The sequence below is a fragment of the Kribbella aluminosa genome (assembly GCF_017876295.1).
GTDB lineage: Bacteria > Actinomycetota > Actinomycetes > Propionibacteriales > Kribbellaceae > Kribbella > Kribbella aluminosa.
Window position 1 is genome coordinate 3,461,889 of record NZ_JAGINT010000002.1, and the last position, 13,403, is coordinate 3,475,291.

The following is a 13,403-nucleotide window of genomic DNA, read 5'->3' on the forward strand; positions in this document are numbered from 1 at the left end:
ACCGGAACTGAATCCGGGAAGAAGGAGGGCCAGCCTCATGGCAACCAGAAGATCGATGCTGCTCGGCCTAGCGCTCACCGCCACCCTCGTGGTGCCCGGGACCGCGAAAGCCGAGCCGCCGGCGCCCACGCCCGGAGTGGCCAAGGCGCCGTCCCAGCAGGCGTCGACCAAGGTCACCCTGGTCACCGGCGACGTCGTCACGATGACGACGGCGGCCGGAACCCCAGCGGTGACGGTGACCCCGCACGCCGGGTCGACGGGCAACTTCACCAGCTACTCGGTCGGCAAGGACGTGTACGTGATCCCGCAGGAAGCGGGACCGCTCATCGCCTCCGGCAAGCTCGACCAGCAGCTGTTCAACGTCTCGGGGCTGATCGCCCAGGGCTACGACGACGCGCACACCAGTGCAGTCCCGATGATCGTCAGGTACGCGGCCCGGATGCCGGCGAAGACAGCCGCCCCCGCCGGCACGAAGCTGAAGCGCAGCCTGCCGAGCGTCCGCGGCGCCGCGGTGACCGCGGACAAGGCGAACACCGCCGCATTCTGGAACTCGATCGACGACAACGTCGGCAGGACTGCGAAGCCGCAGCTGTCCGGTGGCGTCGACCACGTGTGGCTGGACCGGAAGATGCACGCGCTGCTGGACAAGAGCGTGCCGCAGATCGGCGCGCCGGACGCCTGGCAGGCCGGGTACGACGGCAAGGGCGTCAAGGTCGCGATCCTGGACACCGGCGTCGACCTGAACCACCCGGACCTGGCCGGCAAGGTGGTCGAGAGCCAGAGCTTCGTGGCCGGGCAGACCGTCCAGGACGGCCACGGCCACGGTACCCACGTCGCGTCCACGATCGCCGGCAGCGGCGCAGCGTCCGGCGGCAAGTACAAGGGTGTCGCTCCCGGCGCTGAGCTGGTGATCGGCAAGGTGCTGTCCAACGAGGGCGAAGGCGCCGCGTCCGACATCGTGGCCGGCATGGACTGGGCCGCGCACTCCGGCGCCAAGGTCATCTCGATGAGCCTCGGCGGAACCGCCGGGCCGAAGGCGGAGGACCCGCTGGTCGAGGCGGTCGACTCGCTGACCGCACAGACCGGCGTACTGTTCACGATCGCGGCCGGCAACTCCGGCCCCGGCGCTTCGACGGTCGGCTCGCCCGGTGACGCTGCCTCGGCGCTGACCGTCGGCGCGGTGGACCACACCGACGCGATCACCGACTTCTCCAGCTGCGGCCCGGCGGTCGACGGCTCGCTGAAGCCGGAGATCAGCGCGCCCGGAGCGGATATTGTCGCGGCCCGTGCGGCCGGGACCAGCATGGGTCACCCGGTGGACGCCAACTACACGTCTGCGAGCGGTACGTCGATGGCGACCCCGCACGTCGCCGGAGCGGCCGCGATCCTGGCCGAGGAGCACCCGGACTGGACACCGGCCCAGCTGAAGGACCAGCTGATCAGTACGGCGAAGACGACTGCCGACACGTCCGTGTACGCCCAGGGCGCCGGTCGCGTCGACGTCAGCCGCGCGTTCCGTCAGACGGTGGCCGCGTCGGGCGTCGTCGACTTCGGGATGCGTCCGTTCGGTTCGGCCGACCCGGTCGTCAAGCAGCTCACCTACACCAACCGCGGCGACCAGCCGGTGACGCTCTCGCTCACCCAGAAGTCTGCTGGTACGGCGGTTCCGGCCGGCACGTTCCAGCTCGGCGCGAGCTCCGTCACGATCCCGGCGCACGGCACGGCCGACGTACCGGTGACGCTGACCGGCGGCACGATGGCCACGGGCACGTACGGCGAGCACGTCGTCGGCACGTCCGCGGACGGCGCAACCGTCGTCACCACAGCCGTCGGTTTCGAGCAGGACGTGCAGCGGTTCAATGTCACGATCACCGTGAAGGACCACGGTCAGCCCGTCGCCGACCACGCATACGGCATGATCTTCGTCTTCGATCTGCAGACCGCGCGGCCCGCCGACATGTACTACTTCGAGGGCACCGCGGGCACGCTGACGCTGAGCTTGCCGCGCGGCGAGTACGGGTTCGAGTCCGGCACCTACCGGTTCACGCAGGACTGGGGCCAGACCCGGCAGGTCGTGTACGGCGCCGAGTCCGGGGTCGTGCTGGACGCGGACAAGTCGCTGACGTTCGACGGCCGTCAGGCGCACGAGGTCGGCCTGAAGACGCCGAAGCCGAGCCAGCTCCACCAGGCCCGGATGAGTCTGTCGTTGTCCAGCGAGAACAGCCCGCTGCGCTACGAGCTGCAGTCGGACGTGGCAGGCTTCGCCAAGCTGTTCGCGATCCCGTCGACCGGTAAGAAGGAACTGCTCGAGCACCGGCTGCACTTCTCCGCGACCGAGCCGATCCTCGCGGCCCAGCTGGTCGGCAGGGGCGCGTTCCCGATCGCGCCCGAGTACGTCGGCGGCTGGACCGGCTCGACCAAGATCGTCGGCACCCGGATGTTCCGGCCGGTGAACGCGGGCACCGGTCGTCCGGAGGACTTCACCGCGGCGGTCCGCGGCAACCTCGCACTCGTCAAGCGCAGCGACGAGGTCGGTACCAGCGAGGTCGTCGCGAACGCGGCCGCCGCCGGCTCCGGTGCGGTCGTCATCTACAGCGACGCACCGGGCGAGTGGGGGACCGACGTCTACACGACCAAGGAGACCGCGATCCCGGCCCTCACGCTGTCCGGTGAGCAGGGTACGAAGCTGGCGGCGCTCGCCGCGCACGGCAAGGTCAAGTTGCTGTTCCAGGGCAAGGCGATGCCGTCCTACAGCTACGAGGTGCTGAAGACGCAGGCCGGCATTTCGGCGAACCAGCAGTACCGGGCAGACCCGAGGGAGCTGGCGACGGTCAACGACCGCTTCTACGCTTCCACCCCGGCGACCGAGGGCGGCTTCTCCCGGGCGGTGATCTCGGACAAGCAGACGTTCCTGGTCTCGACCCTCGTACGTACGACGATGCCGCGGACGCTGACGGAGTACGTGAGCGCCGGGGTACGGACGTTCGAGACCGTGGCGGCCGCTCCGGTCTGGGAGATGCTGCCAGGGGTCATCCAGACGTACCCGGTCGTCCTGAAGGCGTGGCAGGTCACCGACCGCGCCTGGAACAAGGCCGTGGTCCGGTCCGCGATCACGGAGTACCACCCGTACGGGACGCTCCGGCTGGGTGAGCTCGGCAGTGTGGACATCGCTCCGCTGCTCGCGATGGAGACCGGCCAGTGGGGTACGCCGATCAGCCTCCTGGAGACCAAGAAGCTCACGGTCTACCGGGACGGTCAGCTGGTCGGGTCCGCGCCGTGGATGTCGGTCAACTTCCCCATGGTCCCGGAGCCGGCGACGTACAAGCTGGTGACCGAGGTGTCGCGGGACCTGCCGTGGTGGACGACCTCGACCAAGGTCGACAGCGCGTGGACGTTCCGGTCCGAGCACAGCGAGCGCGGTGCGTTGCCGGTGATGTCGATCGACTACGACGTGAACGTTGCCCTCGACAACAGTGTGCGGGCCGGGCAGACCACGACCCTCGGCCTGGGCTTCCGGAACCCGGCCGGCCTTGCCGCGCCGAACCTGAAGGACGTCAAGGTGTCGGCGTCGTACGACGACGGCGCGACCTGGACGCAGGCCCAGGTACGCCGGGCCGGTGCCGCCGGCGCCACCGCCGTACTGCGGAACCCGAAGACCGCCGGGTTCGTCACGCTCAAGGTCCAGGCCACGGACGTCGACGGGACGGCCGTCGAGCAGACCGTGACCCGCGCGTACCGGGTGCGCTGACCGATCGAGTGGTCCCACCTCGCACAAGAGGTGGGGCCACTCTCACGGCGCGATCAGGCCCGAGCGGGCGGCGTACCAGGCCAGCTGCATCCGGCTGTCGGTGCCGGACAGCTCCATCAACCGCTTGATCCGGCGCTGCACCGTCCGTTCGCTGGTCCCGAGCCGTGCCGCGGCCGACTTGTCCGGCATCCCGGACAGCAGGTACGTGAGCAGCTTGACGTCGAAGTCGTCCCAGGCCGGACCGCCCTCGACCAGGCTCGTCGCGCTCAGCTGCAACGGCGTCGCCACCTGCCAGACCCGCTCGAACAGGTCGACCAGCAGCCGCACCAGCGACTGGCCGCGAACCAGCAGGAAGCCCGGCTCCACGCCGGTCTGGTCAGGCAGCATCGGCAGCAGCACGATCTGCCGGTCCATCACGATCATCTTGCTCGGCAGTTCGTTGACGAGCCGGATCTGGTACCCGCCGGCCAGGAACCGCCCGATCTCGGCCGGCGTCCGCGGGTCCTCCAGCGCCGACCGTTCGTAGACGAACCGGTACGACGGCACGCCGGTGGTCACCTCGAGGTCGCCGTCCAGCACGTACGGCGGCCTGAAGAACGCGAGCAGTTCCTGTTTCGCGCCCCGCTCGATGTTGTCGACCCAGGTGGCCAGCTCCTCCGGCGTGGTCAGCGCCTCCACCTCGCTCATCGCCGACGCCGCACCGGTTCGGTACACGTCCGTCAGCTCGGCCAGCCGCCGTTGCGCCAGCTGCAGCGTGCTCTGATGCTGTACGACAAGTGTCCCGAGCCCGACGTCCGGCGGTACGGCGTTGTGCAGGCCGGTGTCGTCGCCGGTCACAAGCCCCAGCTCGGCGAGCCTCGTCAAGGCCTCCGTCACCGTGTCCACCGATAACTGCGCGGCGGCACTCAGCTCGTCCGCCGTCGCCCGCCGGCGGCGCAAGAGCTCCACGTAGACACACTCGTCCTGCTGACCGACTCCCAGCCCCTGCAGCATCATCGACCCACCCTCTGCGCACCCGAAGGACAATGGCGGGACGCTACCCCGAATCGGCCAGAGATCCGATGTCTTGTCTCACGGATAGGTGCGCAGACCGCTGAGCAGCCCGTGATGGAACGGATTCGCGTCGACCGCGTCGAACCAGGTCGGACCTGTGGTGATGGGCTCGAGGGGTGGGACGACGACCGCACCCGGCGCGGCGGCCGACGGAGTGAGCGGTTTCAGCAACGAGGGCAGGCCGTACCGCGCCTGCCCGCCGATGACGACCAGCCGTAATGCGCGATGAATCCGCGGCCCGCGGCGACCGCCCGCGGCGTACTCCCGAATCCGTCCGGTACGGCGTCGACCGGGGTGATCGCTGCGATCAGTCCGTCGTCTCCGACATACACCGCGCCACCGGGTAGGACGGCCCCGTCGGTCCCCATCGTCACGACGGTTCCCCGCAGGACGAACATGACCCCCACCCCTGAATCCCCGGCTTCGAGCGTAGCCCCTGAAGATTGTCCCCGCGGCCCGCTACCTTGGTCGGATGCGAGTGGCGACCTGGAATGTGAACTCGGTCAAGCAGCGGATGCCGCGCTTGCTGGACTGGCTCGACGAGCGGCAGCCGGATGTCGTCTGTCTGCAGGAGACGAAGCTCGCGGACGACGCGTTCACGAAGCTGCTCGGCGCCGAGCTGACCGGACGCGGGTACGAGATCGGGCTGTACGGCGAGCCGCAGTGGAACGGTGTCGCGTTGCTGTCGAAGGTCGGGCTCGAGGACGTGGTGACCGGTGTCGCCGGTGCGCCGGGGTTCCCGGACCCGGAGGCGCGCGCGGTGGCCGCGACCTGTGGCGGCATCCGGATCCACTCGCTCTACGTGCCGAACGGCCGCGAGCCCGACTCCGACCACTACCACTACAAACTCGCCTGGCTGGCGGCGCTCGCCGAGGTGATCGCGAACGGCCCGGCCGACCAGATCGTCTGCGGCGACATGAACATCGCCCCGGCCGACGCCGACGTCTTCGACCCGGCGGCGTACGTCGGCCAGACGCACGTCACGCCACCCGAGCGGCAGGCGCTCGCGGAGCTGATGGCCGCGAAGGACCTGCACGACGTCGTCCGCGACCGCTGGCCGGAGAACCGGATCTTCAGCTACTGGGACTACCGCGCGGGCATGTTCCACCAGGACCTCGGGATGCGGATCGACCTGATGCTCGCCACCGCCGGAGTCGCCGAGCGCGTCCGGGCCGCGTGGATCGATCGCAAGGCCCGCAAGGGCACCGGTCCGAGTGACCACGCCCCGGTGATCGTCGACCTCGACACCGCGCCGGACGGCGACCTCGGCCCGGTCGTGCCGCCGCCGTCCGCGCCGCGGGCCGGCCGGAAGCGGACGACCACCCTGCCGCAGAGCCGCTGACATGCGCCGGTTCACTGCGGTCGCGATGCTGCTGCTCGCGACACTCACCGCCTGCAGTGGCAAGCCGAGTGACAAGCCGCAGCCGATCGCCTGGACGAAGGTCGACGTCGGCCCGGCCGACCCGGTCACGCTGACCGCGTACGACAACCAGCTGCTGATCGGCCTCCGGCACCGCAGCGCCAAGGTCGTCCCCGAGCTCGAGCTCCTGGACAACGGCACCCGGACGCCGATCGCGGTGAAACCCAACCTCGCCAGCCCGTACGCGTTCGAGGCGATCTGGTACTCGATCGCGTACGACGGCAAGAAGCTCCTCGCCCTCGGCGGAGCCGCCGGCGGCGCGCACTCCAACACTCGCTGGACCGTCTGGACCGGAACGCCGCGGACCGGCCTGGTCGAGCACCCGCAGAACTTCTTCACGTTCGGCGGGCAGACCGCGGGCGACCTGTACAGCGCCGTCCTCACGCCGAGCGGCAGCGCTCTGCTCGGCTCGTGGGGCGGCGTACAGACCGGGAACGACGCGATGGTCTGGCTGCCGCGGAGCAACGGCATGTGGACTCGGCAGGACCCCTCGAAGACCGCGCTGCAGAGCACGCCGTCCCTGCTGGTCGGTCCCGGGTTCGGTACGACGCTCGGCGAAAGCATCGTGCTGGTCGGCTCGCAGGTGCGGCTCGCGCCGGGTGTGGTCGCGCAGGAGGCCGCGGTCTGGCGATCGACCAGGCTCGACGCGGGCTGGAAGCGGATCGTGCTGCCCGAGCCGGGCAGCCGCAGCCAGGCCAACACGGCGACCTGCACGAAGGACTGCGTGATCTCCGGGTACGCCGACGGTCAGCTCGCGATCTGGCAGCTCGACGCGTCCGGGACCGCGAAGCGGCTGCACGGCGTACCGGCGATCCCGGTGGGGGACAAGGACAAGCTGCCGCCGCCGGTCCTCGAGGACGGCAAGATCGTCCAGGTGGTTGCCCAGGACAACAAGGTGAAGGTGCTCAGCGGCCAGGACGGGCACTGGACCGTGCAGGAGTCGACCGGGCCGTCGGGTGCGCCGACGGCCGCCGTGCTGCTGCCGGATCACAAGCTCTACCTGATCGCCGGCACCTCCCTCTGGCAGACCACGCTCAGCTGAGCAGACCCTTCACGTACGCGGCCTGGCCGGCGTGCTGCGCGCAGTCGTCGATCACGCTGACCAGCCGGACGCCGAGCGTGACCGGCGGGTTCCACCGGCGGTCGACGATCCGGTCGAGGCCCTCGTCGGTTACGGTCTTCAGGTACTCGGCGGTGCGCGCGTGGACGGCGTCGTAGTACCCGAGCAGCTGCTCCGCGGACAGCCGCACCAGCGCTACCTGCTCGGACGTGTGCGCGTAGCCGGTGTCGGCCGCATCCAACGGCAGCCCGAGCCGCTCGTGCCATCCGTCGGCGGTGTGCACCTGCTCGTATCCGCCCGCGTCCGCCAGGTGGTCGTCCTGCACCCGCGTCAGGTGCCAGACCAGCCACGCGATCGAGTTGGCACTCGGCCCCGGACGGGACTCGAGCGCGGTCTCGTCGAGCCCGGTCACCACGTCGTGCAGGACCTCTTGCACCCGGCTGTGAGCATCAAGCAGCAGTTCACTCGTCTTCATACCTGCCACCGTAGTCTTCGCTTCAGACAGTTCGACGAGAGGGAGCAACCGTGGAATACCGCACTCTCGGCGCGAGCGGCACCGTTGTGTCGACGTACGCGCTGGGCACCATGACGTTCGGCAGCGAGACGGACGAGGCCGGTTCACACGCTCAGTTGGACCGGTACGTCGAGGCCGGCGGCAACTTCGTCGACACCGCGGACGTGTACTCGGCCGGCCTGTCGGAGCAGATCGTCGGCCGCTGGCTGGCCAAGAAGCGCGCCGATGTCGTACTCGCCACCAAGGGCCGGTTCCCGACCGGCGACGGGCCGAACGACGTCGGCACGTCCCGCCGGCACCTCAGGCAAGCCCTCGACGCATCGCTCGAGCGCCTCGGGGTCGACCACATCGATCTGTACCAGTTGCACGCGTGGGACCCGGTCACCCCGCTCGAGGAGACGCTCAGCTTCCTCGAGGACGCCGTACGGGCCGGCAAGATCTCGTACGGCGGCCTGTCGAACTTCACCGGGTGGCAGCTGCAGAAGGCGTGTGACCTGATCGCGTACCGCGGGTGGTCCCGGCTGGTGACGCTGCAGCCGCAGTACAACCTGCTGGTCCGGGAGATCGAGTGGGAGATCGTCCCCGCCGCGCAGGAGAACGGGCTGGGCCTGCTGCCGTGGTCGCCGCTGGGTGGCGGCTGGCTGACCGGGAAGTACTCGTTCGACGAGGAGCCGAGCGGTAGCACCCGCCTGGGCGAGAACCCGGATCGCGGCGTCGAGTCGTGGTATCGCCGTAGCCGCAACCAGCGGGTCCGGGACGTCGTCGAAGCGGTCCGCGAGATCGCCGAAGCGCGTGGCATCTCGATGGCCCAGGTCGCCCTTGCCTGGCTGGTCGACCGGCCGGCGATGACGTCGGTGATCCTCGGCGCCCGAACGCTCGGGCAACTCGACGACAACCTCGCCGCCGCGGACCTGCATCTCACGGAGGAGGAGACCGCGAAGCTCGACGAGGCCAGCGACCCCGGCGCGGCGGACTATCCGTACGGCGGTCCCGGCGTCGCCCAGCGCGACCGGCCGATCACGGGCGGCCGCGGCTGACGCTCCACACCAGCACGAAGAGCGGCGTACGACGGCGGGTGCGGTCCACGCGTCCGTCTCGCGGTTGCCGACGAGCACCGGGTCGAAGGACAGTGGACCTGTTCGCAAGAGTTCCTCCTCGGGGGAGGTTCGATGAACGGCAGTAATCCGATCGCGGACGTGGTGGCGCGGATGCAGCAGCGGCTCGACGTACTGCCGGACGAGCTTGCCCATCGGCGGTTCTTCCTCGCGACGTACCTGCGGACGACGCAGGCGGTCGGGCGAGCGATCGAGCGGGCGCGGTTCGAGGACCCGGAGTGGGTCGAGGCCTGGGACGTGACGTTCGCCGAGCTCTACCTGCACGCTCACGACGGCAAGTTGGTGCCGCGCCCGTGGCGGTTGGCTTTCGACGCGCCGGAGTCGTTGCCGCCGTTGGCCCATGTGCTGCTCGGGATCAACGCGCACGTGAACTACGACCTGCCGCAGGCGTTGCTCGCGGTGATCAGTGACGACGACTTCGAGGACCAGCACCTGATGGACCGGCGCCGGCGGGACCACGAGCGGATCGACGGGGTGCTGGCGGAGCGGGTCTCGGCGGAGGACGACGAACTGGCGGCGAGCGGCGCGCGGAGTCTGGTCGACCGCGTGCTCTCCCCGCTCAACCGGTTGGCCTCGCAGCGATTCCTCCGCGAGTCCCGGCAGAAGGTCTGGCACAACACCGAGGAACTGCAGCGAGCACGCCTCGACGGCACTTACGACAAGCGACTGGCCGAGCTCGAGGTGCTGAGTGCGGCGAAGGTCGCCGATCTGCTCCGGCCGGGGCAGGTGCTGTTACGCCTGGCAGTAACAGGTTTCGGCGTCACCCTGCCCCCGCCTTAACCAGGCAGCACACCCGACCACACGACGCCGAGCGCCAGGCAGCCGAGCGTCACCAGGCCGAACGCACCGACCCACATCAACGCCGGTACGCCGGTCAGCCGCCGGAGCTGGTCGGCGTCCGAGCTACGCCCCTGCCCGCGCCGCCGGGAGTGCTGCAACTCCAGCACCGCTCGGGGCGCTGCCAGCAACAGGAACCACGTGAGGAGATGAGCGAACGCTGTCTGCACGGAGGTAGAGCCCCACCACGTCACACCGAAGACGACCGCGCCGAACACCAGCACGGACCACAGGCCGAACAGGTTGCGGATCTGGAGCAGCAGGATCACCAGCGCCAGCAGCAGCCCCCACAGCAGGGCAACGGCGTACCCACGGCTCAGGACGAACGCGGCAGCCAGCCCGAAGAGGGCGGGACCTGGGTAGCCGGCCAGTAGTACGGCGATCATGCCGCCGCCGGTGGGCTTGCCGCGCGACACCGTGACGCCAGACGTGTCGGAGTGCAGCCGGATCCCGGACAGCTTGCGCCCGACCAGCGCCGCGATCAGCCCGTGCGCTCCCTCGTGTGCGATCGTCACGACCTGCCGCGTGTACTTCCAGATCGGCCGCCACGCGATCAGCAGCAGCGCGACCACGCCGGTACCGATCACCAGCCGCACCGACGGGTCGGGCTGCACCGACGTGATGTTGCTCCAGAACTCCTTCACCCGCCCATCCTTACAGGCCGGTGGTCGACCGCCTGCCGTTGCCATCGCTTGGCGGGCGGCCGAGAAGCGCCGGCTACACGGACCGCCGGCACTCACCAAGCGCGTCTGCGGCACCCCGCGGGCGTGGGGCTGAGCGTGGCGCGCGCAGCATCAGGCGGCTTGCTGAGTGGTGCAGGTCCGGCAGTCGCAACGACTTCCCGGTGACGTCGGAGTGGCTCGACACGTGGGGTCTCGTCGTACGGAACACCGTCGACGACGAGCATGACCACGGGAACGCCGAGAATCACAGGTACTGGGCGATGGCCGCGCTCTACGCGGGCGATCCGGCGGCTTGTAACACCTACACGGCCGGCTTGTCGCTGGTCGGGTGAGGCATCAGTACGACGGCGATCGCGCCGACGACCGGGTCGGGTGCGAATCCGAGCAGCAGCATGCTGAGCACGCCGGCCAGCGCGGCCAGCGCGTAGTCGGTCGCGGGCGTGGGTGCATGGTCCCCGGGTCGTCCAGTTCGTCGGTCATCAGCGCGACGTCCGATCCGCTCGCGAAGGTCCACCAGATACCGCACAGCACCTGCGTGGCAAGGAGTGCGGGGAACGACGTGAACAGCCCGGTCGCGAGCATCGCCGTACCCATCAGGACCTGCGAGATCACCAGCGACCACTCGCGGCTGATGGTGTCGGCGATGACTCCGGCCGGTACTTCGAGGAGCAGCGCGAACGCGCTCTGCACCGAATCGACCAGCACCAGCTCGGCGGGGGAGAGCCCGGTGTCGACGACGAGGTAGACGCTGGTGACCAGCCACCACCCGTTGTGCAGCACGGCCGCATCCACGTCCCCCGGAGGAAGACCTGCTGCATGCGCCGATCCTCCCGGACCCCCGCCGCCGGCGTATTCAAGGCGCTGTGCGGGTGATTCAGATTCCTCTCACCTTCAGCAGTTCCGCGTCCGCGCGAACCAGGAACGGCGCGCGGTCCAGGACCGACAGCGCGGTCGCGGTGCCGATGTCGAACCACAACCCGATCAGCTCGAGGCGTCCCTGGTCCTCGGCCCGGCGGACCGACGGGAAGGTCCGCAGGTTCTCCAGTTGCAGGACGACGTTCGCGACCGACAGCTTGTCCGCGGCCGGCAACGTCGCGCCGGTCGCCGGATCGAGGACGTCGGGCAGCCCGACTGCCCGCCGGATCGACGGCTCCAGATGCCGCAACCAGCTTTCCAGCCCTGATCCTTCCGGTACGTCGGCAGCGAGCGCGGCGGCCGCGGCGCCGCAGCAGGAATGGCCGCAGACCACGATCGACGTCACGCCGAGGACGTCGACGGCGTACTCGATCGCGGCGTCGACCGAGCTGCTGTTCGATCCCTTCGGCGGTACGAGATTCCCGATGTTCCGCACGCAGAACTGGTCGCCGGGGCCGCTGGTGGTGATCATCGTCGGTACGATCCGCGAGTCCGCGCAGGTGATGAACAGGTGCACCGGCCGCTGCCCCTCGGCGGCGAGCTTCGCGAGCAGTGCCCGGATCGGGGCGTCGTCGAGTTGCTCCGCGACCCCGTCCCGGTGCACCTCGACCGAACCGCCGCGCGCGATGTGCCCGTTCCGCCAGTCCTCGATCGCCTCGAACGCGGCATGGTCGAGATGATCCACCCGCAGCTCGACCCGGACCGCCGCGCCGGCCGGGATCGTGCGCAACGTCCGCACCAGCGACGCGACCCCGAGGAACACGAGCGCGCCGCGGATCCGCACCGTCCACAGACCGTCCGCCTCGGTCGCGGTCACGGTCGCCCGCGCCAGGCGGTACAGCACCCGCGCCAGGGCGAGAACCAGACCGGCCAGCACGCCCTCGGCCAGTCCCAGTACGCCGACGCCGACGGCGGTCACGACGTACACGAGGAGTTCGTCGTGCCGGCGGAGCGTGCGGATGTGGGCGAGCTGCACCAGGCGCAGGCCGGTCACCAGCAGTACGCCGGCCAGCGCGGCCATCGGGATGAGCTCGAGCATCGCGCCCGCCGCGAGGACGAACGTGGCGATCCACAGGCCGTGCAGGATCGCGGACGCGCGGGTCCGCGCACCGGCCGCGACGTTGGTGGAGGAGCGCACGATCACCCCGGTGACCGGCATCCCGCCGAGGGCACCGGAGACCGCGTTAGCCGCGCCCTGGCCGATCAGTTCGCGATCGAGGTTGCTCCGGGCGCCGCGATGAAGCTTGTCGACGGCAACGGCCGACAGCAACGACTCGACGCTCGCGACGAGCGCGACCGTCAGGACGGCGGTGCCGATCTCGAGCGCCGTACCGTGCGGCATCCTGGGCAGGATCAGGCTCTGCAGCGGGTTGTCCGGCAGGTCGACCCGGGTCACGTGCGGCATCGCGACGGCGGCCAGTGCGGTCACGGCGACGACGGCGACGAGTGGTGCCGGAATCACCTTGATTCTGGGGATTCGCGGCCAGACCAGCACGATCGCGACCGTCAGTACGCCGACCGCGACCGAGTGGCCGTGATGGGTGACGAGTTGCGCGGGAAGCGCTGTCACGTTGGCGATCAGCGAGCTCTGGGCCGTGCCGCCGAGGACGACGTGCAACTGCTGGACGGCGATCGTCACGCCGATCCCGGCGAGCATGCCGTGCACGACGGCGGGGGACAGCGACAGTGCCAGGCGTCCGATCCGGGTGATACCGAGCAGGATCTGCAGCAGGCCGGCGGCGCAGGTGATGGCGGCGGTCGCGGCCCAGCCGAACTGGTGGACGAGGTCCGCGACGACCACGATGAGGCCGGCGGCCGGGCCGCTGACCTGGAGCGGGGAGCCACCGAGTGCTCCGGCGACGACTCCGCCGACCACCGCGGCCACCAGGCCGGCGATCAGCGGGGCGCCGGACGCGGCGGCGATTCCGAGGGAGAGGGGTACGGCGATCAGGAAGACGACGAGTGAAGCGGGTAGGTCGTGGTGCAGAAAGTCCTTCCAGGGCAGGCGTCCGCGGGCACTGGGAGGGGAGTGAGAAGTGGTCGGCACGAGGGGAGTCC

At 70.0% G+C, this 13,403-nt stretch carries 13 protein-coding genes; 6 read left to right on the top strand and 7 right to left on the bottom strand.

Annotated elements, in window-relative coordinates:
* The first annotated feature begins 37 nt into the window (after nt 1-37).
* Nucleotides 38-3,748 carry a S8 family serine peptidase gene (locus JOF29_RS37725; RefSeq protein WP_209699108.1) on the top strand — a complete coding sequence of 1,237 codons (3,711 nt, stop codon included), beginning with the start codon at nt 38-40 and terminating at the stop codon, nt 3,746-3,748.
* Between the two features lie 42 nt (nt 3,749-3,790).
* On the opposite strand, the gene JOF29_RS37730 is transcribed toward JOF29_RS37725, so the two are convergent.
* The 3 genes from JOF29_RS37730 to JOF29_RS37740 form a co-directional block, all read right to left on the bottom strand.
* Nucleotides 3,791-4,744 (bottom strand): helix-turn-helix domain-containing protein, encoded by a 954-nt coding sequence (locus JOF29_RS37730; RefSeq protein WP_209699109.1) that lies wholly within the window; start codon nt 4,742-4,744, stop codon nt 3,791-3,793.
* Between the two features lie 75 nt (nt 4,745-4,819).
* Nucleotides 4,820-4,972 (bottom strand): hypothetical protein, encoded by a 153-nt coding sequence (locus JOF29_RS37735; RefSeq protein ID WP_209699110.1) that lies wholly within the window; start codon nt 4,970-4,972, stop codon nt 4,820-4,822.
* Nucleotides 4,966-5,199, bottom strand: coding sequence for a hypothetical protein (locus JOF29_RS37740; protein WP_209699111.1), 234 nt, complete (start codon nt 5,197-5,199; stop codon nt 4,966-4,968). The genes JOF29_RS37735 and JOF29_RS37740 overlap by 7 nt, the downstream gene beginning before the upstream one ends.
* A 74-nt stretch (nt 5,200-5,273) precedes the next feature.
* Here JOF29_RS37740 and JOF29_RS37745 point away from each other — a divergent pair, with 74 nt between their 5' ends.
* Both JOF29_RS37745 and JOF29_RS37750 read left to right on the top strand, forming a co-directional pair.
* A complete protein-coding gene (locus JOF29_RS37745) occupies nt 5,274-6,143 on the top strand; it encodes an exodeoxyribonuclease III (RefSeq protein ID WP_209699112.1) in 870 nt (289 codons plus the stop codon).
* A gap of 1 nt (nt 6,144) precedes the next feature.
* Nucleotides 6,145-7,263: a hypothetical protein gene (locus tag JOF29_RS37750; RefSeq protein ID WP_209699113.1), complete on the top strand. Its 1,119-nt coding sequence runs from the start codon at nt 6,145-6,147 to the stop codon at nt 7,261-7,263.
* Here the strand turns inward: JOF29_RS37750 and JOF29_RS37755 are convergent.
* Nucleotides 7,256-7,756 (bottom strand): mycothiol transferase, encoded by a 501-nt coding sequence (locus tag JOF29_RS37755; protein WP_209699114.1) that lies wholly within the window; start codon nt 7,754-7,756, stop codon nt 7,256-7,258. The two genes, JOF29_RS37750 and JOF29_RS37755, sit on opposite strands and share 8 nt — an antisense overlap.
* A gap of 50 nt (nt 7,757-7,806) precedes the next feature.
* On the opposite strand from JOF29_RS37755, the gene JOF29_RS37760 reads away from it, so the two are divergent.
* Together JOF29_RS37760 and JOF29_RS37765 are read left to right on the top strand one after the other, a co-directional pair.
* Nucleotides 7,807-8,832: an aldo/keto reductase gene (locus JOF29_RS37760; RefSeq protein ID WP_209699115.1), complete on the top strand. Its 1,026-nt coding sequence runs from the start codon at nt 7,807-7,809 to the stop codon at nt 8,830-8,832.
* Between the two features lie 132 nt (nt 8,833-8,964).
* A complete protein-coding gene (locus JOF29_RS37765; RefSeq protein WP_209699116.1) occupies nt 8,965-9,690 on the top strand; it encodes a DUF5995 family protein in 726 nt (241 codons plus the stop codon).
* Here the strand turns inward: JOF29_RS37765 and JOF29_RS37770 are convergent.
* Nucleotides 9,687-10,391: a M50 family metallopeptidase gene (locus tag JOF29_RS37770; protein ID WP_209699117.1), complete on the bottom strand. Its 705-nt coding sequence runs from the start codon at nt 10,389-10,391 to the stop codon at nt 9,687-9,689. The genes JOF29_RS37765 and JOF29_RS37770 overlap by 4 nt on opposite strands.
* Before the next feature lie 200 nt (nt 10,392-10,591).
* Here JOF29_RS37770 and JOF29_RS37775 point away from each other — a divergent pair, with 200 nt between their 5' ends.
* Complete coding sequence (locus JOF29_RS37775) at nt 10,592-10,762, top strand: hypothetical protein (RefSeq protein WP_209699118.1); 171 nt, start codon at nt 10,592-10,594, stop codon at nt 10,760-10,762.
* Between the two features lie 4 nt (nt 10,763-10,766).
* On the opposite strand, the gene JOF29_RS37780 is transcribed toward JOF29_RS37775, so the two are convergent.
* Both JOF29_RS37780 and JOF29_RS37785 read right to left on the bottom strand, forming a co-directional pair.
* Nucleotides 10,767-11,210: an MFS transporter gene (locus JOF29_RS37780; protein ID WP_209699119.1), complete on the bottom strand. Its 444-nt coding sequence runs from the start codon at nt 11,208-11,210 to the stop codon at nt 10,767-10,769.
* 94 nt (nt 11,211-11,304) lie between these two features.
* Nucleotides 11,305-13,392: a bifunctional SulP family inorganic anion transporter/carbonic anhydrase gene (locus JOF29_RS37785; RefSeq protein WP_209699120.1), complete on the bottom strand. Its 2,088-nt coding sequence runs from the start codon at nt 13,390-13,392 to the stop codon at nt 11,305-11,307.
* Nucleotides 13,393-13,403: the final 11 nt, after the last annotated feature.